Below are 24378 nucleotides of genomic sequence, written 5' to 3'. Positions count from 1 at the left end.
AAAACCAGGCGCCTCCTGTTTGCAAACGCTGAGCAGAAACTGGCTCAGCCGTGTTATTATTAATTTTTAATAGTGAATGGAAGTGTTACTCCAAAAGTTACATTTCTACCCTGGTTATAGATTCCCAATGTTGGCTCTTCTTCGCTTAACCTCCCTGGTTTAAAGCGGCTCAAGTGATCATAATAAGCTTTATTCAGCAAGTTCTTACCAGCTACATACAAAGTAATATCCTGTTTTTTACTCAACTTAAGCGTCGTGCCCACTGCAGCATTTAACAACGTATAACCGGAACTGGATTGCTCAAAACTGTCAACTTTATTCTGCTTAAAGAAGTTATCTATTCCAACTGAAATATAACTATGTTTTGTTCCGCGAACCTCTGGTTCAAAACGCAGTTCATTTCTTAAAGTAGCCGCCGGAATGAATGGCAGGGATTCTTTATTTGCACGGTTCGTGGCACGTGTATAGGAGAAACTATTCTCAAAATGCAGATAATGTACCGGGTGCAATGTCAGCATAGCTTCTACACCGCGAAGGAATGCGTCGTCCTGAACAAAACGGAAGACAGGGAACTTTCTATCCTGAGCCTCAATAGTCTCGCCGTCTGCTCTGTAATAAATATAATTGTTTATGATATTCGCAAAACCACCTAAACTGGCACTCACGTACTGGTTTTGATAATCAAAGGACGCATCAAACTGGAAACTCTGTTCCGGTTTCAGGTCTGCATTCCCAATTTCATAACGAAATGCACCTTCATGAACTCCATTACTGGCTAACTCAGCAATATTTGGTGCCCGAAATGCCGATCCTGCATTCGCTTTAAAACTCAGGGCATCATTAAACTCGTAGGTGTATCCTAATGCACCTGACACTCTATTAAATTGGTTGCTAAAGGCGCCAAAGCTCGATTCTTCTCCTTCAAATGCCTTTCCAGTCATCTTCCGGTAATCGATCCTCGCACCGGCATTAAAGGTGCTTTTATCCCACGTTTTTTTGATAAATGCAAATGCTCCAAATGTCCTGGAATCAAAGTCAGGAATAAGCTGCTCTTCTCCGCTTGTATTTAAACTGTGAATAAACTCGCCTGAAACGCCAACCACCGGAGACCAGCCATTAAAGTTTTTAAAAGAATATTTTAGGTCGTAACTGTAAGTATAGCTATTCAGGAACAACGCAGGATCTTCACCTGGTTCTTCCAGCTCACGGCGCAGGTTATGCTGGTAACCGAGTGTCGCTTTCAAACTACCCTCCCCTAACAGAATATTACTATTCAAAGCAATTTTATAGTGCCTGATATCCTGTTGCGGATAGGCTAATGTCCTGTCTTTGTTCTCTGACTTAGTGAAAGGTTCTCCATCTTCATTTATCAGTTGTCCATCTTCATTTCTTTCCGGATCATAAAAACCGATACGCGTACGGAAGCTTGAAGCATCTAAATGTGCATATCCCCATTTTTTATTCAAACCAATCTGACCTCCAAAATTAGTTTCATTGAACCCCGAGTTAGGTACATACTCAGTGGGCGTCTTGTAGGCATAGGCATTCTTATAAGATCCTCGTACCTTATAAACCAGTCCGTTCTCATTGCCCTGTAACATTAATGAATTACCTGTCATGCCGTTATTTGTCGCATAGTTTGTCAGAAACTCACCTCTCAGCGTTCCTTCCGGTGCAGGAAGTCCGTCCAAAATATTGATTACACCTCCTAATGCATCTGAGCCATACATAAGACTCGCAGGGCCTCTGAGAATCTCGACCCGGTCTGCACTGTACTGGTCAATCTCAACTCCATGCTCATCCCCCCACTGTTGCCCTTGTTGTTTGACGCCATTATTCAACGTAACGACACGGTTATAACTCAAGCCTCGGATTACCGGTTTGGAAATAGCAGGTCCGGTTGTAACCTGAGATACTCCTGGCACCCTGCTCAGAGCATCCATCAGATTGGTTGAAGGGCGGTAAAGCAGATCATCTTTACTTACCGTAGTCACAGAGGTGCTGTTCTTCCGGTTATCTGAGCTAGATGCTGTGCCGGTAATAACCACCTCGCGTCCTTCTATTACGCTGGCTTTAAGTACAAAATCCAAATCACCCGGACTTGAAAAGTTTATAGTTCTGGTAATGGTCTGATAACCGATATAACTCACCTGCACCAGCGCTGCACCTCTTGTTGGAACCTGACTGAATTTAAATGTTCCATCGGCTCCTGCAATAGCTGAAATACGCAGATCCGGAATACTAATTGTTGCTCCTGGTAACGGCTGGTTTTGGGTATCAGTGATCCTACCTCGCAGCACTGCATTATCTACTGCTAAAACAGGAAATGCAGCAAAAACTGAACATAGCAGCGCTATGAGCAGAAATATCTTCTTCATAAAAGTTTCTTAAATTGGCTCCTCTGCTCCGCCGAAGCAAACAGATTATGCCTGATCAATTGTACAATTCTTCGTCCGCGCATTTCGCCCGGAATTACAGCGGAAAATCCGCCAGCAAATTAGCTGTACAAAGGGGGGCCACGAAGTGACTGACTGATTAAGGCCGTATAACCGGCATGCGCGATAAGGTCTGCATAGCGGAGATAACTACTGCCGATACTGATAGCAGGTGTTTGACTTGTTTTACTGTAATCTTTTTCGAAATGGGCAGAACAGACCAGACAATTATGCTGCTGTTTACTGATATGCACTTTGTGCTGACAAAAGTCGCCCGGCTTCGCACAACTTTCCTGCTGCTCCTGATGATGGTGCAGAGAACTCCATGGTGTTAACGCTATAGCAAACACGCAGAGTAAAAGGAATGCCAGTAGCTGACTGATATGTTGACGATGTGCTTTCAAGCTGAACAAAAATACGTAAAACGGGGTAAATAAAAACTCATGAACGTAACATTGCGCTCATATGACTACTTTTTATCGAAATGTCAGGAAATTGCAGGTGAAACACAGGTAATTAAATGCGGATTCAAAACTAATCCTGCCTTTATTTCGTTCATTAATAAAACAATTATGGCAACTGCGCAACAAATTAGAAACGGTTACATCGATTATGTGCTGACACATGATGGGCAACCGAAATCTGTCTACAGTTTTGTTAAGAAGCTGAAAATATCCGAAGCAGACTTCTACAGTTTCTTCGCGTCTTTTGACAGTATTGAAAAAATAATCTGGGTTGAATTAACAGTAGAGACTTTATCTGCTATCCGTGGCCAGGAAGTATGGACGGAATATTCTTCCAGGGACAAAATGTTATCTTTTTTCTACAGCTATACTGAATTGTTAAAAAAAGACAGAAGTTTTATCATCTATTCGCTAGGTAGATCCCCTAAAAGACTCAGTGCTCCGGAAGTGCTCTCCGGTGTGAGACCAATCTTTGAAAACTTTGCCGATGAGCTGATTGCCGAAGGTCTGGAAAATGGCGAAATAGCAGATCGCAAATTTCTCACAAAAAGATATAAGGATGCTTTATGGATACAGTTCGGCTTTATTCTGAATTTCTGGGTTAACGACGACAGCACAGACTTTGAGAAAACAGATGAAGCTATTGAAAAGGGTATCAACGTAACTTTTGATCTTTTACAGCGTTCTCCGCTGGATAATTTACTGGAATATGGAAAATTCCTCTCCAGAAATAAAAAATCTTTTACTATCTGAAATAAGCCTGCATGAACGAGCAAGAAAGTATCCCGGTTACCAAAGTTGAAAGGTCTGCAAAATTTGTTAAGACAGGCTTCCAGATAGGGGGAAATTATATCAAACATTATTCTAAGAAACTATTCAATCCGGATCTGGACAGAGCACAGTTGAATGAGGACAACGCAACGGACATTTACAAGTCGCTGAGCGAACTGAAAGGCAGCGCCTTAAAAATAGCACAAATGCTGAGCATGGATAAAAATATCCTGCCGAAATCTTATATAGATAAATTCACACAGTCTCAATATAATGCGCCACCTCTTTCGGGGCCGCTGATCGTACGCACTTTCAAAAAGAATTTCGGTAAAAATCCGGAAGCGATTTACGATAAATTTAAACTCAGTTCGACCCACGCCGCATCTATTGGACAGGTACATGAGGCAGAACTGAATGGAAAGAAACTCGCCATTAAAATTCAGTATCCTGGTGTTGGAGACAGCATCTCTTCAGATCTCAAGCTGGTCAAACCTTTTGCGTTCCGTCTGCTCGGGATGAGTGAAAAAGAACTTAATATCTATATCGCTGAGGTCGAAGAACGTCTATTGGAAGAAACAGACTATGAACTCGAGGTAAGAAGGTCCATAGAGATTACCAATGCTTGCGTAGTGCTTGATAATGTAGTTTTTCCAAGTTACTACCCCGAATTGTCAGGTAAGAGAATTATTACCATGGACTGGATTGAAGGCAAACATCTCCGGGAATTCCTGGCAACGAACCCCTCCCAACAGCTGCGTAATAAAATCGGCCAGGCACTATGGGACTTTTATAATTTTCAGCAGCATGAGCTCAGAGCTGTACATGCGGATCCGCATCCGGGAAACTTCCTGATCACACCAGATGAGAAACTTGGCGTCATCGACTTCGGTTGTATTAAAGAGATGCCAGAAGATTTTTATCAGCCGTTCTTCTCCTTAATTTCTACAGATGTAATAAATGACCGGGAAAAAACGATACAGGCTTTCCGTAAATTAGAAATGATTCTTCCGGGTGATTCTCCCAGCCAGATTGACTTTTATTATCAAGCCTACCTGGAAATGATCCAGCTTTTTGCCAAGCCATATACCAGCAAAACTTTCGATTTCAGCCAACCTGAGTTTTTTGAGAAGCTCTACCTTTACGGTGAAAAAATTGCAAAAATGCCCGAATTTAAGCAAGCCAGGGGAGTAAAACACTTTATTTATGTAAATCGCACCAACTTCGGTCTGTATACGATACTCCAGGAATTAAAAGCGGTGGTTAAAACGGATACATATCAGCCAAAATTGAATGAAGAGGTGTAATTTGACGCTTACGTTCATTTTTTGTTTATACAAATCTGAATTTACATAAACATGATCTGTTTTTGATATATTTGTGTAATACAGATAGCATCATGGGTCCGTCAGTCAATAAAAACATACTTGTTGTTGAAGATAATCGTGCGATTCTAGATGTAATCACACTTATACTGCAAAGTGAGGCATATCAGGTGACCGGTTTAAATAAAGGCGCAGATATTTTACAGCATATAAATTTGCATAAGCCGCATCTTATCATTCTTGATATCATGCTACCGGATGTAGATGGCAGAGACTTGCTTACGCTGATCCGCTCACAGGACCACACCAGCAAAATTCCTGTGCTGATGATTTCCGCGCGTTATACTGTTGAAAACATAGAACATGGCTCTGAAAAACCTGATGATTTTCTTGCCAAGCCTTTCGACATCGATAGTTTATTAGACAAGATTGAAGCTATTCTGGATAAAGACAGGTAATCACGCTCCTTTTTTTCCCAAACTCTGCATCAACTGACTATAAAGGTCATCACTCTTTTCTTCGGTAATTTTCAATTTTTTGATTTTCACACGTTTCCCTTTGGCTTTTGCTTTAATAATTTTGAGCAGTTCTCCATTATACTCGTCTTTAAACCCTTCAATATTAAATGGGGATGTATATTGCTTGATAAGCGCCAGGCCCACATCGAGCTCTTTCTTAGTGATAGTATCAGGCTTCGGGATATCCAGTTCTGACGTTGGCCGGATTTCTTCATCAAATCTGATCTTGGTAATAACCAATACATCGTCTAACGGGTGAATTACACACAGGTTTTCCGTGCTGCGTAATACGAATCGGGCCACACCGGCCTTTTTTGCCCCCGTCAGGGCTTTAAGCAACAGGGAATATGCTTTCTTACCTTGTTTCTCAGGCAGTGCATAATAAGAAGTCTCATAATAAATTGGATCAATTTCATCTATACCAACAAAATTCTCCAGATTGATCATTTTATTCTTTTCCGGACTTGCATCCTCAAAATCATGCTCATCTAGTATTACATACTGTTCGTCGAGCATATAACCTTTCACAATTCTGTTATATGGTACTTCTTTTCCGGTGTGTTCATTAATCCGCTGATACTTGATTCTGGAATGATCTTTACCGTCGAGCATATCCAGATCTAAACGGCTGGTCTGCACAGCTGCGTATAATTTAACTGGTATATTAACCAGCCCAAATCCAATCGATCCTTTCCATATAGTTCTCATAAGATTGTCCTTTGAGATTTTAACAATATTGTAAGGAGTTTGTTTAAATTGCTGAACCATAAACTTATCGATATGAACACGAAACTCACCATTGTACTTAGTCTGATCGTTTCGACATCCTTCGCACAACTCAAACCTGTGAGCTATCAGGATAAAGACCAAAAACTTAGCGGCCTGTCGATCATACCTGCGAAACCCGGAACCGGCAAAACAGGTATACTTATCCTGCCTGCCTGGAAAGGTATTGATGATCACGCCAAAAAGGTAGCGGAAGAACTTTCCAAAACGGGTTATTATGCCTTCATTGCCGATATCTATGGTGAGGGACATTATCCTACAGACAATAAATCTGCGGCAGAGCAATCGGGGTTTTATAAGAAAAATTATAAAATCTATCAGGAGAGGATCAGGCTTGCGCTACAACAGCTGATTAAATCTGGTGCAAATCCAAATGAGATTGTCGTAATCGGTTATTGTTTCGGCGGGACAGGCGCAATTGAAGCGGCTAGAGCCAACTTCCCGGTAAAGGGCGTTGTTTCCTTCCACGGCGGACTAGGAAAAGATCCTGAGCGCGCTAGTGACTCTGCAATAAAACCGGCTGTTCTCGTTTTACATGGTGCTGATGATCCTTCCGTACCTCCAGCTCAGGTACTCGCTTTTGAAGATGAAATGCGCAAGGCCAAAGCAGACTGGCAGTTAATTGCATATGCTAATGCAGTGCATGCTTTTACAGAACCTGCCGCCGGCAACGATAATTCGAAAGGCGCCGCGTATAATGAAAAAGCAGATAAACGTTCCTGGGAACATTTTCTGCTTTTTCTTAAAGAATTAACATCGCATTAATCTGCGCCGTTGATCTCCTTTATTAGGATTGAAGTGATTTCCTCAGCATTTAATTGTTGTTGGGAACCACTTTGCATATTTTTAAGTGTCAGTTTTCCGCTTTCCATTTCGTCACTTCCAATCAAAATGACATAAGGGATAGATTTAGCATCTGCATAACCCATTTGCTTTTTAAGTTTTGCTGATGCCGGGTAAAGTTCAGCTGCAATCCCAGCCTCACGGAACTGCTGTAATACAGGCAGCGCATAAAGTTCGGCCTGCGCATCGAAATTACTGATTAATACGGTTGTACCGGCAGTCGCAGATTCAGGGAACAGTTCAAGTTCGTCCATCACGTCATAGATTCGGTCAGCTCCGAAAGATATCCCAACCCCGGTCAAACCTTTCAATCCGAACATCCCTGTCAGGTCATCATATCTTCCACCACCACCGATACTCCCCATTGCAGCTTCATTAGTTTTAACTTCGAAAATACAGCCTGTATAATAATTAAGGCCCCTCGCTAAAGTAATATCCAGCTCCAGGTCGGGAAATTTAAGCTGACTTCCTGAAAGGAGATTCTGGACGTAGCTATAAACCTGCTCCAGTTCTTCAATCCCTTTAAGTCCTGTTTCCGAATTAGCCAGCACTTCTTTTAACTGAGCCAGTTTAGTCTCATTATTACCTTCCAACAAAATAACTGGCTTCAGTTTATCTATATCTGCATCTGTAAATCCGCGGTCCAGTAACTCTTTGATCACACCATCCAAACCAATTTTGTCCAGTTTGTCAATCGCTACTGTCATATCAATAATCAATTCCGGTTTACCGATTATTTCGGCGATACCACTCAGGATTTTCCTGTTATTAATTTTAATAGTGAAATCCTTCATCCCCAGATTAGTCAGTGCTTCCTGGTAGATAAGTACGAATTCGGCCTCATTCAACAAACTCGGCGATCCGACTACATCTACATCGCATTGATAAAATTCTCTGTAACGCCCTTTTTGAGGTCTGTCTGCACGCCAAACCGGCTGAACCTGGAAACGTTTAAAGGGCAAAGCGATGTCGTTCTGATGCATGACTACATACCTTGCAAAAGGAACAGTCAGATCATACCGCAACGCTTTTTCACTGATTGAAGAGATTAATGCTGAAGAATTCTTTTCGGCCAAATTTATCTGATTAGCTTTAGCTAAATAATCGCCTGAATTCAGGATTTTAAAGATAAGTTTATCACCTTCATCACCATACTTCCCAGTCAGGGTAGACAGGTTTTCCATCGATGGAGTCTGAATTTCAGCATACCCGTATTTTTTAAATACTTTTTTAATGGTATCAAAAATGAAATTACGCTTCACCATTTCCTGAGGTGAGAAATCACGGGTACCCTTGGCTAAGGATGGTTTGATATTTGACATGCGGGCAAAAGTACAAAAAGTAAAAGGCATAAAAAAAGCTGCCGAAGCAGCTTTTTAATTATTTGATCTCGATTAAACTAATAATCTAACTGGTTCTTCCAGTAATGATTTCAGTGTTTGCAGGAATGCAGAACCTGTTGCGCCATCTACTACACGGTGATCGCAGCTTAAGGTAACTTTCATGACATTTCCAGGAACCACAGCGCCATTTTTAACTACCGGCACTTGTGAGATTCCTCCGATAGCCAGAATACAAGCATCAGGTGGATTGATAATCGCAGTAAATTCATCTATTCCGAACATACCCAGGTTAGAAATCGTAAATGTCGACCCTTCCCAATCTGCAGGCTGAAGCTTTTTAGCTTTTGCACGTTGCGCAAAATCTTTAACTTCTGCAGAAATATGAGAAAGAGATTTTCCATCTGCGAACCTAACTACAGGTACCAGTAAACCATCTTCCACAGCTACTGCTACACCGATGTTCACATGCTCATTATAACGGATTTTATCACCTAACCATGAAGAATTCACATTAGGGTGTTGTTTCAATGCTACAGCAACTGCCTTCAGTACCATATCATTGAATGAGATTTTAACTGGTGAGAATTCATTGATTTTTGCACGGGCAGCGATTGCTCCGTCCATGTCAATACTCATAGTCAGATAAAAGTGAGGAGCAGTGAACAAGCTTTCAGAAAGACGTTTGGCAATAACCTTACGCATTTGTGTAACTGGTTTCTCTGTGTATTTCTCTTCACCAATAAATGCAGGGATAGACGGAGTAGCTTTTTCAGTTGCAGCACTTGCTTCTGCTTTCGCAGGCGCAGCAGCTGGTTTAAAGTTCTCTATATCTTTTTTAATGATTCTACCGCCATCAGCACTACCTGCTACCTGAGATAAATCAATTCCTTTTTCTTTTGCTATACGTTTGGCTAAAGGAGACGCTTTTAAACGGCTTCCGTCAGTTGATGTATGTGCAGCTTCTGCTGGTTCTTCTGCAACAGCAGCTTCTTTGACAGGAGCCGCAGTTGCAGCATCTGCAGCCGGTTTAGCTGGCGCATCGCCCTGGCTTAGGATACCGCTAATGTCAGTTCCTTCCGGGCCAACAATTGCAATAATACCATTGACTTTAGCCGCAGCACCTTTTTCTACACCAATGTGTAGTAAAGTTCCTGAAGCATAACCCATAACTTCCATAGTTGCCTTATCGGTTTCTACATCAGCCAGAATATCGTCGTCTTTAACTTGGTCTCCAACTTTTTTATGCCATTCAGCAATTACGCCTTCAGTCATGGTGTCGCTTAGTAAAGGCATGCGTACTACTGTAACACCCATTTTTTCCAGATCTGCATCCGTTAATGCTGCGCCCTTTGCCGCTGGTGCCTCTTTAGCTTCTTCTTCATCTTCTTTGGCAGGTGCTTCTGCAGCTGCAGCCGGGGCAGCAGTACCTTCCGCATCAAGAGCAGCTTTATAGTCTTCTCCTTCTTTACCAATTACAGCGATAACTGCATCTACTGGTACCGCTTTTCCTTCTTCTACGCCGATATACAGCATAGTTCCGTCCCAGTATGATTCCAGATCCATGGTTGCTTTATCAGTTTCCACTTCAGCCAGTACATCACCGCTTTTTACTTTATCGCCAACTTTTTTATGCCACTTCGCCATTACCCCTTCGGTCATGGTGTCGCTCATCTTGGGCATCTTAACTACTTCAGCCATTCTATAATATCAAATTGAAATATGTTCAAAAATTAATCCAGGACGTATGGATAGTCCTGCTGCACATAAACATCAGTATATAATTCTGATGCTTCCGGCCAAGGTGATTCTTCAGCAAATTTCACCGATTCATCAACGATCTGTTTTACTTTAGCTTCGATCTCTTCAATCCATGCCTCATCAGCATATTTTTCTTTTAAGATTACCTCTCTTACAGATTCAATCGGATCTTTAGCTTTATATTCTTCCAGTTCGTCTTTTGTACGGTATTTTGCAGGGTCAGACATTGAATGTCCGCGGTAACGGTAAGTTCTCATTTCTAAGAAAGTCGGACCTTCACCGTTTCTTGCACGCTGAGCAGCTTCATCCATCGCATTATGTACTGCAACTGGATCCATACCATCAACTGGTGCGCATGGCATATCAAAACCTAAACCCAGTTTATAGATATCCAGCATATTAGTAGTACGTTCTACGGAAGTTCCCATAGCGTAACCATTATTCTCACAAACAAAGATTACAGGAAGTTTCCATAACATAGCCATATTAAAGGCTTCATTCAGTGCGCCCTGACGAACTGCACCGTCGCCCATATAGCAAACGTTTACATTTTTTGTTCCTTTATATTTTTCAGCGAAAGCGATACCAGCACCCAGAGGGATCTGGCCACCCACGATACCGTGACCGCCATAGAAGTTGTGTTCTTTACTAAACATGTGCATCGAACCGCCTTTACCTTTGGAACAGCCAGTTGCTTTTCCGTACATTTCGGCCATGATGCTATTTGCACTAACACCCTTAGCCAAAGCATGAGCGTGATCACGGTAAGCTGTGATCATGGAGTCTTCAGGCTGCAGCGCAGATATAGCTCCTGCTACGACAGCCTCCTGTCCAATGTACAGGTGACAAAAACCACGGATCTTTTGCTGTCCGTAAAGTTGACCAGTTTTCTCTTCGAATTTACGCATCAGCAACATCGACTCAAACCACTTCAGATAGGTATCTTTATTAATTTCTACTGCACTCATTTTTGGCTATTGATTTTTATTTATGAGAGCAAATCTACTTTATTATTGTAATATATCGAAGAAATACTGTAAAATGCATGATATCAAATCAATGTAAAAGTGTTAAATTGCCGTGAATGCATAGATAACATTTGGATAACATAACTAAATTACATAGTTTTGACAACCTGACAATAAGCCCCCGTGGTGTACGTTTAAGTGCAAGTACCGTTTACCCAAACTTAACAGTGTAACATGATAAAAAAATTTTTGTTTTCTAGCCTGGTCACCTTATGCAGTTTTACAGCATTAAATGCACAGACCAAAACTAAAGAAACCAATAAATTAGCAGATCCTGACAACTTAGCCTCACAATATTTTTCGCAGGTTATGGGTGTTGCAGTCGACGCAACATCTAACGTAAAACTCTACAAGTTTATCTACGAATGGATCGGAACTCCTTATCGTTTTGGCGGTAACACACAAAAGGGGATTGACTGTTCAGCTTTCACAAAAGCCATTTACGATAAAGTTTTCAATACAACTTTACTCAGAAACTCAAGAGATATATTCAGTATGGTAGACCCCCTGCCAAAAGATGAACTGAAAGAAGGAGATTTAGTATTCTTCAAAATCAAAAGTAAAAGCATTACACATATTGGTATTTATTTAGGCGATAATCGCTTTGCACACGCCTCTTCATCCAGAGGAGTCGTAATCAGCAATTTGAACGAACCCTATTATTCAAGGTTCTTTTATAAAGGCGGAAGAATCCTGGAATCAGGCAAAAAAGATCTGATTGAAGAATAAAAACTAAAAAAATATTTAAAAGTCCTTCTGATTAAAATTAGAAGGACTTTTTTTTTATCCCAGATATCAATGATGGCAAAAATGATTCATCCAGTAAAACTTTACGCAAAGCTTCTAATCGCACTAACTGTAGGCCTTGCTATACCTATCCTGCTCAGCTGCTCACGTGCTGCAGGGACAATTAATGAAACCGTTAACGCGGTGTCAGTTCAGGACACTGTAGCTACACCTGGAAAAGACACACTTAAAGTAATAGCAGTGGGAGATATTATGCTTGGATCAGCTTACCCTTCTCCTTCAGGTCTACCCCCACGTCAGGGCAGGGACAGCTTTAAAAACGTAGCTTCTTATCTTAACGGAGATATAGTATTCGGAAATCTTGAAGGAAGCTTTCTTGACTCTGGCAAATCCACCAAATGTAAAGACACATTAGGCAATAGCTGCTTTGCCTTCAGAATGCCTGAAGCATATGCCAGCATTTATAAAGAAGCGGGTTTTAACTTATTAAGCCTCGCAAATAATCATGTCGGAGATTTCGGCAATAAGGGTCGTAAGAGAAGCATGGCTTTACTGGATTCATTGGAAATTAATTATGCCGGCCTAACATCCCATCCTTACAGTATCTTTGAAAAAGACAGTGTAAAATATGGATTCTGTGCCTTTGCTCCCAACGAGAATACAGTTTCGATTAATCAGACAGACAGCGCTAAAGCACTGGTCTCATTTCTAAAAAAACAGGTCAATATTGTAATAGTGTCATTTCATGGTGGTGCTGAGGGCGCAAAGTTCGAACACGTACCCCGAACAGATGAAATCTTTTATAAGGAAAATCGCGGAAACGTTTACGCATTCGCCCATGCCGTAATTGATGCCGGAGCCGATCTTGTATTGGGGCATGGCCCGCATGTCACAAGGGCTGTAGAAGTCTATAAAAATAAATTTATAGCCTATAGTCTGGGTAATTTCTGCACCTATGGACAGTTTAGCCTTAAAGGCCCTAATGGCTTCGCACCACTAATGGATATCAGAATCAAAGCCAATGGTGATTTTCTTTACGCAGACGTAGTTTCCGTTAAACAAGACAAGCTGAATGGTTTGACTGTTGATCCGCTACATACCGCATTCTGGAAAATCGCCACTTTAACTGGTCAGGACTTTCCAGGGCATGGGCTTAGCTTCAAAGGTCAGCGAATCGCTCCTTCATCCCAGTGATGGGAATAATAAACGGTGGCTATCCGGGGATATTTTCTTATATTATAACATTTACACTAATTCAATATCATTATGGCTTACGTACTCTACTTCCTGGTTTTTTTTGTAGTTATCATCCTCTTCAGCTCCTTTGTCACCGTTAAACAAGGCACTATCGGAGTTGTCACCGTATTCGGCAAATATCGCCGGCAGCTCAGACCGGGACTGAGCTTTAAAATACCCTTAATCGAAGTCATACATTCCAGGATATCTATTCAGAACCGCTCTGTAGAGTTATCATTTCAAGCTGTAACTCAGGATCAGGCCAATGTATATTTTAAAGCGATGCTACTTTACTCAGTTCTGGATCAGGGAGAAGAAACTATCAAAAACGTTGCTTTTAAGTTCGTAGATGCAAGCAATCTGATGCAGGCACTAATTCGTACTATTGAAGGTTCTATTCGTGCGTATGTTGCCACACAAAAACAGGCAAATGTATTGGCACAAAGAAATGAAATTGTGGAGCATGTGAAGGAGCAGATTGATAAGGTTTTGGAATCCTGGGGGTATCATCTGCAGGATCTGCAGTTGAATGATATAACCTTCGACGATGAAATTATGCGTTCAATGAGTCGGGTCGTTGCTTCTCATAACCTGAAGGCCGCCGCAGAAAATGAAGGTCAGGCACTCTTAATCACAAAAACAAAAGGTGCAGAAGCAGATGGTAATGCGATTAAGATTGCTGCTGCTGCAGAAAGAGAAGCTGCACAACTCCGTGGTCAAGGTATTGCTTTATTCCGTGCAGAAGTCGCCCATGGTATGACCAAGGCCGCACAGGAGATGGAACAAGCTAATCTGGACATCTCAGTGATCCTATTTACAATGTGGACCGAATCCATTAAACAGTTCGCAGAGAACAGTGAGGGGAACGTGATATTCCTGGATGGGTCTACAGAAGGAATGAACAAAACAATGAAAGAAATGATGGCTATGCAGATGCAGAGGAAAGATCCTTAATATTTCTTGCCAACAAAAAACGCCCCCAATAGCTAGCTGCTTTTGGGGGCGTTTTTATTAAAAGGCTGTGTTGTATTAAGGATTAACTTTAGGGCTGGGCTTAGGTTCCAGTCCCATCAGATCTGCAAGTACATGCAGACTTTCGTCTTGTATGAAATCAAAATTCTCATCCTTTTTAATCTTATCTCCTTTTTTCACCGCAGGCAAGCCGCGTGAAGCACGAAGCTTATTTATTTTATCCAGGTTCTTAGCTTCCAGACTATCTCTTTCCGCTTTAAGTTTGGTTTCATTTAAAGTTACTGACGTTTCCTGCTCACGCTTCTTCATGCTTTCAATATCATCCATCAACGCTTTATAATCAAGAGATTTCTCCATCCTTGCATCATGCCTTTTGATCAGTTCGGGCTTAAGACCGCTTAGATCTGCAACAGGAATAAAATTAGATTGACGAATCTCGTCCCATGCCAGAGCCGATGGCTCGGTATCTTCCCCGATTTTATCTAATGGATAGAATGAAGGCAGAACGATATCAGGCATTACGCCTTTATGCTGTGTACTGCTACCATTAACACGGTAAAATTTGGCCATAGTTAAGTTAATCTGTCCCAGCTGAGGCGGAGCAGCAGCTGCATTAGCACCATTAACTTTAACTGCAGCTCCTGAACTTTTCTGAATCAGCATAGCCAGTCGCTGCACTAATGACGGATTCAGTAAATTATTCAGATTAATGGATGATTGAACCGTTCCCTTACCATAAGTCTGTGTACCGATAATGATGCCACGTCCATAATCCTGAATTGCTCCAGCGAAAATCTCCGATGCAGATGCACTTAAACGATCTACCATTACACCCATCGGTCCTGACCAGGCAACGCCAGCATTTTCGTCGCTGTTTACCTGAATCTGACCTTTAAGATCTTTTACCTGTACAACAGGCCCCTTATCGATAAATAAACCCGTAAGATCGATAGATTCAACAAGAGAACCGCCTCCATTTGCACGCAGATCCATCATGATTGCATCAACCTTGTCAATCCTTTTCAGTGTATCCAGTAGTAACTTAACATCACGTGTTGTACTCTTATAGTTCGGATCACCAGCATTGGCAGCTTTAAAATCTGCGTAGAATGCGGGCACACTAATTACCCCTATTTTGTAAGTATGACCATCTGACTGAATCGTTTTCACTTCCTTTTTGGCAGATTGATCTTCCATAATGATCTTCTCTCTCGTTAGCTCTATAACAACTGGCTTCGAAGACATATCCTGACCTACCGGAATGATTTTCAAACGTACTTTCGTGCCTTTAGGCCCTTTTATCTTCGCTACAGAACTTTCTATTCTCCAGCCTATAATATCTTCAAAATCACCTGTTGCCTGTGCTACAGCTACAATTCTGTCACCTGTATTCAGCAGTTTACTTTTAAAAGCAGGACCTCCCGGAATAATTTCAGCGATCTTCAAAATATCATTTTCCAATTGTAATCTCGCACCTATCCCCTCAAAGGAACGGGCCATATCTTCATTAAAACGTTCAGCATTTGCCGGATTAAAATAATTAGTATGTGGATCTATTGTCTCGGTAAATGCATCCATAACCATTTGAAATACATCCTGGTTATTCAGTTTTGCAGATTGTGACTTCAGATTCTGATATCTTTTAGTGAGGGTCTCTACATTTTTCGCTTCTGTAGTTCCAGCAATTTTCAGGTTAATTAATTCGTATTTTACTCTTTTCTTCCAGATTTCGTTTAGAGCAGATACAGAAGTAACCCAGGGCATTTTTTCGCGGTCAAAAACATAAGTATCATTCTTGTTGAAATCATACTTATCCTTAATCTGTGCCATAGCATAATCCAACGTTTCATTATACCTTTTGGAATAGACATTAAATATATAAAACGGAGCGCTTAGATCTCCCGCCCGGAATGAGTCATCCAGTGTAAAACGGAACTGCTCGAAGTCTTTAATATCAGAAGCCAGGAAGTAGCTTCTATACGGATCCAGTGATTTGACATATTTATCCAGTATCAGGGAAGATATTGAATCGTTTAACGGTATCTTCTTATAGTTGTAGTTTTCTATAAGCGTCACAATTTCCTTCAAAACCAGGCCTTGCTGCTCATCAGGTTTAATATTAGGAATGCCTTCAACAAGCTGCTGCGGCTTTGGAGCTGCCTGACACGCCAGGATTGCTGCTGTGAAGGTGACTAATAATACTCTTTTCAACATCTCTTTTAATAATTTAAAATCCATTTCTACAGTAACAACCAATATGGTACCAATTTCATAATTAAACAGAAAAGAGACAGTATCTCACTGTCTCTTTTCTGTAATCTTTATCAAAAATAATTAAATACATGAATAACCAGCAGTTGCATAATTCTTTTTACAAAAAACATGCTGCATTTGAAATTCGATGCCATGGGTATCAAAATAATTACCTGATTCCTGCTTTTTTCTCTGCTATCACTGCCCTTACCTGGCGCAATTGAACCTGGTACTGCGGGGCATTTGTATTTTTCGTTAGCAATTCAACCCGTTGTATATCTTTCAGAGCCATAGCGTACTCCCGCTTCTTAATCTTAACTCTTATAATGCCGAGCATAGAATCTATATAGTTCAGGTTGCTATTTGTTTGCCTGGCGAGAATACCTTGTTGGGTATAGAACCACATAGACTGCGTCAGTTTGTTTGAAGCCAGGTAAATTCTTCCTAACTGATTATAGGAAGCCATCTGCCCTGACCTGTTGCCAGATTTCGAATACGTTTTTAAAGCGACGTTCAGAATCACCTGCTCTGCTTCGGTATAGTGCTGCATCAGATAATGAACGTGGCTTAGTCTAAGCAGCGACGCACCGTATCTGGAAAAATTCCGGACATTATTATATTCAAAAGCTGCCTTACCGAAAAAAGTGATTGCGTCATTCAGATCACCACTTTTTTCATTCTTTTCACCCTCTTCAAAGTACAAATCTCCGTCGTCCCTTGACACAGCAACATTGATAGCGCCCGAACTGATATATGGCTCCTGCAGTACATAATTACTGGACTGTGCAGAGGCCGGAACTATATTTATTAAAAAAACTAGTCCCAAACAGAGTTTATACATAACGCAAATATAATTTTTTTTATATAAACACCTGTAAACTAACCCAGAATCAAAAAAAAATACTTACCCCAATTAAAATGAAGAGCCCGGTCTTTCCAGACCAGGCTCTCTCATTTGTAAAACACCTATCAGTGGCTGACCAAAAGATTGGTTTAGCCCTGCTGATCCCTTAATGCTTTAATTTCGTCATGGGATTTTCTGAGCTCTGCCTTTTGTGTGCTAATCAGATCTCTGTTAGCGGCAGATAAGCCTTCTTCCTCCAAAGCAGATTTATAGGCACGTTGGGCTGCGTCTTCCCCAGCCTCACAATTGCTCAGAACAGTTTTCCTATCGTGTCCGGTAAACACAGCTTTCACATCCATCCATGCCCGGTAAATTTTTCCTGATGTTGTCGTTCCAGTTTCCAACTCTGTACCCGTACCCTGTACGGCAGACGCAAGCGCCTGTTTGTACTGATGACTTTCGGAAATCATCCTGACGAATAAACTTTTCAGGTCGCTATCTTCTGGCTGTAACTCTTCAATTGCTTTCTCATAACCGGCAACGCGATCATTATTTATTTGAATCAGATCGTTTAATGTTTCCGGGTTAACTGTTGTATTTTCCATATTTCATTGGTTTTGATGTACCTCCAGAACAGGTATCCTTATAAAAGGTTTTCACAATTATACAAACAGGTAAATACACTGGTCAGACAGCAAACCAAATAGAAAAGGGCTGCTGCAGATTAATGTTTGCAGCAGCCCTTTTTTGAATTCAACTTTAGATTACCCGTATATCCGGTTGATAATTTCAGCCAGACGGATCCCACCTTTTAGCAATTGTTGGTTAACCACATCTACGAACTTGAAATTGTAGTTATAGCTTAACTTGGCTTCTGCTGGGGTAGCTTTATAAATATCATTACAAATCAGGTAACTTTGAAAAACAGCATCTTTAAGGCTGTCATGGCTCCAGGCCTGAAATTGTGCTTTTGTTGGATGATTGATTGCATTGGCATACTCTGTATAGCTCAACTGCTGGTAATCTACCAAGGCCTCGTCCCATACCCTGTGCAGATTTGAACGTTGTCCGAACCAGCTTACCTGAATTTTATTGCCTCCTAAATCGTCTTTCCTTGCCGTATGCATAGGCTGATGAAGATCTCCAACCAAGTGAATCAGCACACGCATTGCCTGTTGCTGTGCTTCCGGACTAGCATTTTTATTTTTTAAAATCGCAGTCATTTCAGGGATTTTACTGTAAACATTTGCCTCTTTAAAAGAATCCAGAAAACTGAAAACACCCTGCTGATCTAAACCTTCCGGAAGATTCACGTAATGCCAGCTGCCCATATAATTGTAGCTGGTATCGGACTTGATGAAGTCAGGCCAGTTACTTGCCATTGCCAGACTTTCCGTACCTAAAACTTTTTTGACGGCTTTCCGTGCTTTTGCATTCAGGTAAAAATCGGCAATCTGCCCGACAATACGGTGTCCGGTTATACCCCAGGCTGATACATTGAAAGGAAGATAAGCCAGAATGGCTATTAGAAAAAACAACTTTTTAAACTGTTTCATAGAGCAATTTATGCTATTAAATAAATAAAAAGAGCCTCCTTAAGAATGGCTCAAAACAAAAATCAGCCTGCGTATTCCACAGGCTGAATAAAATTATAGTTCTTTTGGAACACAGACGATATCCTGTTTAAGCACTAAGTGCACATCACGCTGATCGCTAAGGTTCTGCAGATATAACTGTCTTTTCTCAGCAGGCTTGATCAGGAAACTTTTCCTGTAAATCCCTACAGTATAACAGCCAGATACTTTCTGCTTATAATTGGCTTTGGTGTAAGTGCCCTCCAGAAAAAGGCTGTCTTTACGAACCTCATATACACCTTTTGCATACTCTTTCCAAACCCCGTTATTATAACAAGGATCTTCATAATAATTTACTTTGGAATGCGTGGTCATATCTACATAAAATGAATCACATGTAAACTTAATCTGATGACTAGTGTAGGTCATTAGTTTTTCTGAATTGGGAATACTATCCTGATTCCAGACACCCTGTAAAAATACTTCCCCGTTTCCCTGTACATTTGGCCTGCGTTCACAAGCCAAAAATACGGGTAGCGTAAATAACAAAAAAAGATAATGATACCCTTTCATATTATTTCAGACTACCTACCATATCTTCAGGTTTCACCCACTGGTCAAACTGCTCACTGGTTACCAGGCCGAGTTCAATTGCAGCTTCACGTAATGTTTTATTTTCTTTATGTGCTTTTTTAGCAATTTTAGCAGCGTTCTCATATCCAATATGCGGATTAAGAGCTGTAACCAGCATCAGTGAATTCTCCAGATGTTTCTTAATCTCCGGCAGATTTGCCTGAATACCAACTGCACAGTTATCATTAAATGAAACACATGCATCGCCTAATAATCTTCCTGATTGAAGAACATTTGCTGCGATAACCGGTTTAAAGACATTTAATTCAAAATGCCCGTTACTTCCGCCAATACCAACTGTCACATCATTACCCATTACCTGTGCACAAACCATTGTTAGCGCTTCAGGCTGAGTCGGATTAACCTTACCCGGCATAATAGAAGAACCTGGTTCATTGTCTGGAATAACAATTTCACCAATTCCTGAACGTGGGCCTGAACTCAACATACGTATATCATTGGCTATTTTCATTAAAGCTACAGCTGTACGTTTATAAGCTGCAGAAAGCTCCACCATCGCATCATGTGCAGCCAGTGCTTCAAATTTATTAGGTGCAGTAACAAAAGGCAATCCAGTCAATTCTGCAATTTTTGCAGCTACCAGTACATCATAACCTTTAGGCGTATTCAGACCAGTACCAACCGCTGTACCACCCAGCGCAAGTTCAGTGATCATAACCAGGGCGTTTTTTATAGCACGGATACTATTTGTTAGCTGCTGTGCATAGCCCGAAAACTCCTGGCCCAGTGTTAGAGGCGTAGCATCCATAAAATGGGTTCTGCCTGTTTTAACTACATTAGCAAATTCTACAGTCTTGGCTTGTAAAGTCTGCTGTAATTTTTCCAGACCCGGAATCGTAATTTCAACAGCCTGTTTGTAAGCCGCAATATGCATTGCTGTCGGATAAGTATCATTAGAAGACTGAGACTTATTCACATCATCATTAGGGTGAAGGATTTTTGATGCATCTGCCAGGTCGCCACCATTCAATACGTGTGCGCGGTAAGCGATCACTTCATTTGCATTCATATTACTTTGCGTGCCTGAACCAGTTTGCCAGATTACCAGTGGAAACTGATCATCAAGCTTACCTGCAATAACTTCATCACAAGCCTTAGCGATCCAGTCGGCTTTATCAGCAGGCAGAACACCCAGCTCATTATTCGCCAGTGCTGCAGCCTTTTTCAAATAACCAAAAGCATGGATAATCTCCTTCGGCATAGAAGCTTCCGGTCCGATTTTAAAGTTATTACGTGAACGTTCAGTTTGTGCCCCCCAATATTTATCGGCAGGTACCTGCACTTCGCCCATGGTGTCGTGTTCGGTTCTAAAAGTCATTTGTTCTGTATTTAATTTGATGTAATTATATTCTGTTTCTACTCAAAAATAGTTTTGCTGCGTTAAAAAAACGACGCATTACAAAAATAGCGTTTTATATGTATACAAGAATGTAAAGTCTTTTATAATGTTTAAAACTCTTTTGCGTTTTAAGCGGTAATAGTGTTATTTTTCGAGCTTCAAAAAAGACCAAACCAATTCATGACTTATCGTATAATTACCTTTGCAGCTTTACTAGCTGTATCTACATTTAGTGCCTGCTCCAACTCCGAAAAAAAAATAGCGGATCCGAAAATCCGGACAGTTAGCGATGATAAAAAAGATAGTCTTTTATTGGTTTATAATCCTGAAAAAGGGGATAAATGGATTGCTGACTTTGCTCAGAATCTCCATAAAAAATACGGATTTAACGGAAACATGCTTGTTGCCAAAGATGGCAAAATACTCTATGAAAAGTCTTTAGGATGGGCAGACTACCTACACAGGGACAGTCTCAAAATCAATTCAGAGTTTGAACTCGCATCTATCACCAAAACGTTCACGGGTGTAGCGATTATGCAATTGATAGAAGCAGGTAAAATCCACCTGACTGATGATGTCAAAAAATTCTTCCCAAATTTCCCCTATGAAGGAGTGACCGTCAGGTTATTACTTACGCACCGTAGTGGGATGATGAATTATGTCTATTTCAGTGACGGTGTATGGAAAGATAAGAAGAAACCTATGAGCAATATGGACGTCATGAACCTGATTGCAGAATACAAGCCTAACCGTTACGCCAAGCCTGATACCAGATTTCACTATAACAATTCAAATTACATGGTATTGGCTTCCATCATAGAAAAGGTAACCGGCAAACCCTATTCAGATTATATGATGGATCATGTCTTTAAACCGGCAGGCATGAAAAATACGCATGTATATTCGACAACAGTGTATCCGAAAATACCTGTTGACGTTGTCGGCCACGACCGCACATGGAAGTATTCGGTAGTACAGAACTTCCTGGATGGCCCTGTTGGAGACAAGGGAATATACAGTACAGTTCACGATCTCGTTTTATATGACAATGCGCTCAGAACCGGAAGATTGCTTACACAAGCGAGCCTGGATTCGGCTTATACCGGACATAATAAACCTGTTAACGGCCACTTTAATTACGGCTATGGGTGGAGAATGTTCGACGGAAATAAAGGTAGGAAAGTGGTTTACCACACGGGGTGGTGGCATGGATTCAGACATATATACGTCCGAGATCTGGACAAAAATATTGTAATTGTATTTCTGGGTAACCTAACTAATGGAAGTTTACTTCATTTAGATGAACTTTATAAACATCTCGGCGTACCTGTTATCCGGAAAGGAGCATACAGCGGGTCCGGATCGCTTCCCGGAAGCGACGAAGATTAAGAAATTTTATCCAGTGCAATCCCTCTGTTTTTTTTATCTGTAAAACGCTTCAAAAGCGCATTTTCGGGTAAAGTAAGCAGAGGGTCTTGCTGGAAAATATCAATAACCGTGTTTCTGGCTTCCTGAAGGATTTGCTGATCTTTAACCAAGTCTGCCAGCTTCAGGTCAAGCACACCACTCTGCTGCGTACCAGAAAGATCACCTGGTCCACGCAGTTCCAGGTCGATCTCAGAGATCTCAAAACCGTTATTTGTTCTCACCATTGTCTCCAGCCTTTTACGGCCTTCTTTGCTTAATTTATTACCGGACATCAGAATACAAAAACTTTGTTCCGCCCCCCTGCCTACACGACCCCGGAGCTGGTGCAGCTGGGAGAGTCCGAAGCGCTCAGCATTCTCAATAATCATAACCGAAGCATTTGGAACATTTACACCAACTTCTATGACGGTAGTAGCCACCATAATTTGAGTCTTACCAGTAATAAAACGATCCATTTCGAACTGCTTATCTGCATTTGGCATCTTACCGTGGACGATACTGATCTGATAGTCCGGCAGGGGAAACTGATACCGCATCTGTTCAATACCTGCTTCCAAGTGGAGCAGATCCAGCTTTTCACTTTCTTTAATTAACGGGTAAACCACATAGACCTGCCTCCCTTTAGCAATTTCAGTCTTCATGAAGCCAAACATGCGTAAACGCTGCCCCTCGTAGAGATGACGGGTGTCAATTGGTTTTCGCCCGGCGGGTAACTCATCTATCACCGAAACATCCAGATCACCATAGATCGTCATTGCGAGTGTACGTGGAATCGGTGTTGCCGTCATGACCAGAATATGAGGCGGCACTGCATTTTTGCGCCACAATTTCGCCCGTTGTTCAACGCCGAACCGGTGTTGCTCATCAATAACGACCAGCCCCAGATTTTTAAAAACCACCTTATCTTCGATGAGAGCATGTGTCCCAATTAATATATCTATCTCACCCGCCTCCAGCTGCGCATGCAAAAGCGTACGCTGCTTTTTGGTTGTTGTTCCCGTTAGAATAGCCACCCGGATTAGCTGATCGCCGACCAATTCAAAAATAGAATGATAGTGCTGCCTCGCCAGAATTTCTGTAGGCGCCATCATACAGGCCTGGAATCCATTATCATTTGCCAGGAGCATGCTCATTAGCGCGACGACGGTTTTACCGCTGCCCACATCTCCCTGCACAAGCCGGTTCATTTGAATGCCACGCTGCGTATCAGTACGGATCTCTTTTATGACCCTTTTTTGAGCGTTTGTTAATTCAAAAGGGAGAATGTCCTGGTAAAAGGTATGGACATAATTTCCAACCAGGCAAAAACGGTGTCCTTTGAACTTAAGCTCCCGAAATTGTTTATTAGCCAAAAGCTGCAATTGAATAAAGAATAGCTCTTCGAATTTTAGCCTGCGCTGGGCGTGCTGCAGCATCTTACTATCTGCAGGAAAATGAATATGAAGCAACGCCTCTTTACGACTGATCAATTTGTATTTCTCCAGAATATATGCAGGTAGCGTTTCCCTAACCTCAGACAAACAGCTCGTAATAACCAATGCCTGCAGTTTTTGAATACCCTTACTGTCAATTGAAAACTTCTTTAGTTTTTCAGTCGAATTATAAACTGGCTGCAATGTTAAATTTCCCGTAACTGTTGCCGGTCTTGGATAAGGCTCCAGCTCAGGATGAGATATGCTGAAGCTACCATTAAATACCGTTGGCTTACCGAAAGCGATATACACTTTACCGCGCATGATGTTTTCTTCTACCCACTTAAGACTTTGAAACCACACCAATTCTATCGTTCCGGTTTCGTCAGTAAGTCGTGCAACAATTCGTTTTTTATGCTTTTCTCCGATTGTTTCTTTTCCTGTAATCCGGCCGAGAATTTGTACATAAGGAAGCTCCGGATCCAGTTCTGAAACCTTATAGAACCTGGTACGGTCAATATAACGGAAAGGATAAAAACCAAGCAGATCCGCATAGGTATAAATACCCAGTTCTTTCTGCAGCACTTCGGCTCTCTTGGGTCCTACCCCTTTCAGAAACTCAATTGTTGTATCTAGATCAGCATTCAGCAA

At 41.4% G+C, this 24378-nt stretch carries 21 protein-coding genes; 8 read left to right on the top strand and 13 right to left on the bottom strand.

Annotation, left to right across the window (positions count from 1 at the left end; genetic code table 11):
* Positions 1–59: 59 nt before the first annotated feature.
* Complete coding sequence (locus BM192_RS06745) at positions 60–2378, bottom strand: TonB-dependent receptor (RefSeq protein WP_074963935.1); 2319 nt, start codon at positions 2376–2378, stop codon at positions 60–62.
* Between the two features lie 119 nt (positions 2379–2497).
* Positions 2498–2839 (bottom strand): hypothetical protein, encoded by a 342-nt coding sequence (locus BM192_RS06740; RefSeq protein ID WP_074588654.1) that lies wholly within the window; start codon positions 2837–2839, stop codon positions 2498–2500.
* Between the two features lie 39 nt (positions 2840–2878).
* Between BM192_RS06740 and BM192_RS06735 the strand changes: the two genes are divergently transcribed.
* The 3 genes from BM192_RS06735 to BM192_RS06725 all read left to right on the top strand — a co-directional run bounded on the left by BM192_RS06735 (position 2879) and on the right by BM192_RS06725 (position 5450).
* Entirely contained in the window at positions 2879–3652 is a 774-nt protein-coding gene (locus BM192_RS06735; RefSeq protein WP_316931005.1) for a TetR family transcriptional regulator C-terminal domain-containing protein, read from the top strand.
* 11 nt (positions 3653–3663) lie between these two features.
* Complete coding sequence (locus tag BM192_RS06730; RefSeq protein WP_037442257.1) at positions 3664–4974, top strand: ABC1 kinase family protein; 1311 nt, start codon at positions 3664–3666, stop codon at positions 4972–4974.
* Between the two features lie 92 nt (positions 4975–5066).
* Positions 5067–5450, top strand: coding sequence for a response regulator transcription factor (locus BM192_RS06725; protein ID WP_037442255.1), 384 nt, complete (start codon positions 5067–5069; stop codon positions 5448–5450).
* Here the strand turns inward: BM192_RS06725 and ku are convergent, their stop codons facing one another.
* On the bottom strand, positions 5451–6218 hold the full coding sequence (gene ku / locus BM192_RS06720; RefSeq protein WP_074963942.1) for a non-homologous end joining protein Ku: 768 nt from the start codon (positions 6216–6218) through the stop codon (positions 5451–5453).
* A 72-nt stretch (positions 6219–6290) separates the two neighbouring features.
* Between ku and BM192_RS06715 the strand changes: the two genes are divergently transcribed.
* A complete protein-coding gene (locus tag BM192_RS06715) occupies positions 6291–7061 on the top strand; it encodes a dienelactone hydrolase family protein (protein ID WP_037442253.1) in 771 nt (256 codons plus the stop codon).
* Here the strand turns inward: BM192_RS06715 and hisS are convergent.
* The 3 genes from hisS to pdhA form a co-directional block, all read right to left on the bottom strand.
* Positions 7058–8461 carry a histidine--tRNA ligase gene (gene hisS / locus BM192_RS06710; RefSeq protein ID WP_037442251.1) on the bottom strand — a complete coding sequence of 468 codons (1404 nt, stop codon included), beginning with the start codon at positions 8459–8461 and terminating at the stop codon, positions 7058–7060. The two genes, BM192_RS06715 and hisS, sit on opposite strands and share 4 nt — an antisense overlap.
* A 72-nt stretch (positions 8462–8533) precedes the next feature.
* Entirely contained in the window at positions 8534–10180 is a 1647-nt protein-coding gene (locus BM192_RS06705; protein ID WP_037442248.1) for a pyruvate dehydrogenase complex dihydrolipoamide acetyltransferase, read from the bottom strand.
* Between the two features lie 32 nt (positions 10181–10212).
* A complete protein-coding gene (gene pdhA / locus BM192_RS06700; RefSeq protein WP_037442246.1) occupies positions 10213–11208 on the bottom strand; it encodes a pyruvate dehydrogenase (acetyl-transferring) E1 component subunit alpha in 996 nt (331 codons plus the stop codon).
* A 234-nt stretch (positions 11209–11442) separates the two neighbouring features.
* On the opposite strand from pdhA, the gene BM192_RS06695 reads away from it, so the two are divergent.
* The 3 genes from BM192_RS06695 (at position 11443) to BM192_RS06685 (ending at position 14205) form a co-directional block, all read left to right on the top strand.
* On the top strand, positions 11443–11997 hold the full coding sequence (locus tag BM192_RS06695; RefSeq protein ID WP_051760020.1) for a C40 family peptidase: 555 nt from the start codon (positions 11443–11445) through the stop codon (positions 11995–11997).
* Between the two features lie 69 nt (positions 11998–12066).
* Positions 12067–13209, top strand: coding sequence for a CapA family protein (locus tag BM192_RS06690; protein ID WP_234797520.1), 1143 nt, complete (start codon positions 12067–12069; stop codon positions 13207–13209).
* Positions 13210–13281: 72 nt separating this feature from the next.
* The gene (locus BM192_RS06685) at positions 13282–14205 is read left to right on the top strand and encodes an SPFH domain-containing protein (RefSeq protein ID WP_037442244.1); all 924 of its coding nucleotides are present in this window, start codon (positions 13282–13284) and stop codon (positions 14203–14205) included.
* Positions 14206–14280: 75 nt separating this feature from the next.
* On the opposite strand, the gene BM192_RS06680 is transcribed toward BM192_RS06685, so the two are convergent.
* From BM192_RS06680 to fumC, 6 genes are all read right to left on the bottom strand, one after another.
* The gene (locus tag BM192_RS06680) at positions 14281–16437 is read right to left on the bottom strand and encodes a carboxy terminal-processing peptidase (RefSeq protein WP_234797519.1); all 2157 of its coding nucleotides are present in this window, start codon (positions 16435–16437) and stop codon (positions 14281–14283) included.
* Between the two features lie 208 nt (positions 16438–16645).
* Complete coding sequence (locus BM192_RS06675) at positions 16646–17317, bottom strand: hypothetical protein (RefSeq protein ID WP_037442242.1); 672 nt, start codon at positions 17315–17317, stop codon at positions 16646–16648.
* A gap of 152 nt (positions 17318–17469) precedes the next feature.
* On the bottom strand, positions 17470–17925 hold the full coding sequence (locus BM192_RS06670) for a PA2169 family four-helix-bundle protein (protein WP_037442240.1): 456 nt from the start codon (positions 17923–17925) through the stop codon (positions 17470–17472).
* Positions 17926–18084: 159 nt separating this feature from the next.
* Positions 18085–18876 carry a S1/P1 nuclease gene (locus BM192_RS06665; protein WP_037442238.1) on the bottom strand — a complete coding sequence of 264 codons (792 nt, stop codon included), beginning with the start codon at positions 18874–18876 and terminating at the stop codon, positions 18085–18087.
* Positions 18877–18969: 93 nt separating this feature from the next.
* Positions 18970–19467 carry a hypothetical protein gene (locus BM192_RS06660; RefSeq protein ID WP_037442236.1) on the bottom strand — a complete coding sequence of 166 codons (498 nt, stop codon included), beginning with the start codon at positions 19465–19467 and terminating at the stop codon, positions 18970–18972.
* A 1-nt stretch (position 19468) separates the two neighbouring features.
* The gene (gene fumC, locus BM192_RS06655; protein ID WP_037442234.1) at positions 19469–20866 is read right to left on the bottom strand and encodes a class II fumarate hydratase; all 1398 of its coding nucleotides are present in this window, start codon (positions 20864–20866) and stop codon (positions 19469–19471) included.
* A 201-nt stretch (positions 20867–21067) separates the two neighbouring features.
* Here fumC and BM192_RS06650 point away from each other — a divergent pair, with 201 nt between their 5' ends.
* Positions 21068–22276, top strand: a complete 1209-nt coding sequence (locus BM192_RS06650; RefSeq protein WP_037442232.1) for a serine hydrolase domain-containing protein — start codon at positions 21068–21070, stop codon at positions 22274–22276.
* Here BM192_RS06650 and recG read toward each other — a convergent pair.
* Entirely contained in the window at positions 22273–24378 is a 2106-nt protein-coding gene (gene recG / locus BM192_RS06645) for an ATP-dependent DNA helicase RecG (protein WP_037442402.1), read from the bottom strand. The two genes, BM192_RS06650 and recG, sit on opposite strands and share 4 nt — an antisense overlap.

The organism is Pedobacter antarcticus, assembly GCF_900112985.1.
GTDB lineage: Bacteria > Bacteroidota > Bacteroidia > Sphingobacteriales > Sphingobacteriaceae > Pedobacter > Pedobacter antarcticus.
This window is presented reverse-complemented; position numbering and strand designations above follow the sequence as displayed.

Coding starts and splice junctions, on each gene's coding strand:
- BM192_RS06685 (WP_037442244.1), top strand. CDS start 13,282: ATGGCTTACGTACTCTACTTCCTGGTTTTTTTTGTAGTTATCATCCTC.
- BM192_RS06680 (WP_234797519.1), bottom strand. CDS start 16,437: ATGTTGAAAAGAGTATTATTAGTCACCTTCACAGCAGCAATCCTGGCG.
- BM192_RS06715 (WP_037442253.1), top strand. CDS start 6,291: ATGAACACGAAACTCACCATTGTACTTAGTCTGATCGTTTCGACATCC.
- BM192_RS06745 (WP_074963935.1), bottom strand. CDS start 2,378: ATGAAGAAGATATTTCTGCTCATAGCGCTGCTATGTTCAGTTTTTGCT.
- BM192_RS06705 (WP_037442248.1), bottom strand. CDS start 10,180: ATGGCTGAAGTAGTTAAGATGCCCAAGATGAGCGACACCATGACCGAA.
- hisS (WP_037442251.1), bottom strand. CDS start 8,461: ATGTCAAATATCAAACCATCCTTAGCCAAGGGTACCCGTGATTTCTCA.
- ku (WP_074963942.1), bottom strand. CDS start 6,218: ATGAGAACTATATGGAAAGGATCGATTGGATTTGGGCTGGTTAATATA.
- BM192_RS06735 (WP_316931005.1), top strand. CDS start 2,879: ATGAACGTAACATTGCGCTCATATGACTACTTTTTATCGAAATGTCAG.
- BM192_RS06725 (WP_037442255.1), top strand. CDS start 5,067: ATGGGTCCGTCAGTCAATAAAAACATACTTGTTGTTGAAGATAATCGT.
- BM192_RS06675 (WP_037442242.1), bottom strand. CDS start 17,317: ATGTATAAACTCTGTTTGGGACTAGTTTTTTTAATAAATATAGTTCCG.
- BM192_RS06695 (WP_051760020.1), top strand. CDS start 11,443: ATGATAAAAAAATTTTTGTTTTCTAGCCTGGTCACCTTATGCAGTTTT.
- fumC (WP_037442234.1), bottom strand. CDS start 20,866: ATGACTTTTAGAACCGAACACGACACCATGGGCGAAGTGCAGGTACCT.
- BM192_RS06670 (WP_037442240.1), bottom strand. CDS start 17,925: ATGGAAAATACAACAGTTAACCCGGAAACATTAAACGATCTGATTCAA.
- pdhA (WP_037442246.1), bottom strand. CDS start 11,208: ATGAGTGCAGTAGAAATTAATAAAGATACCTATCTGAAGTGGTTTGAG.
- BM192_RS06690 (WP_234797520.1), top strand. CDS start 12,067: ATGATGGCAAAAATGATTCATCCAGTAAAACTTTACGCAAAGCTTCTA.
- BM192_RS06730 (WP_037442257.1), top strand. CDS start 3,664: ATGAACGAGCAAGAAAGTATCCCGGTTACCAAAGTTGAAAGGTCTGCA.
- BM192_RS06660 (WP_037442236.1), bottom strand. CDS start 19,467: ATGAAAGGGTATCATTATCTTTTTTTGTTATTTACGCTACCCGTATTT.
- BM192_RS06665 (WP_037442238.1), bottom strand. CDS start 18,876: ATGAAACAGTTTAAAAAGTTGTTTTTTCTAATAGCCATTCTGGCTTAT.
- BM192_RS06650 (WP_037442232.1), top strand. CDS start 21,068: ATGACTTATCGTATAATTACCTTTGCAGCTTTACTAGCTGTATCTACA.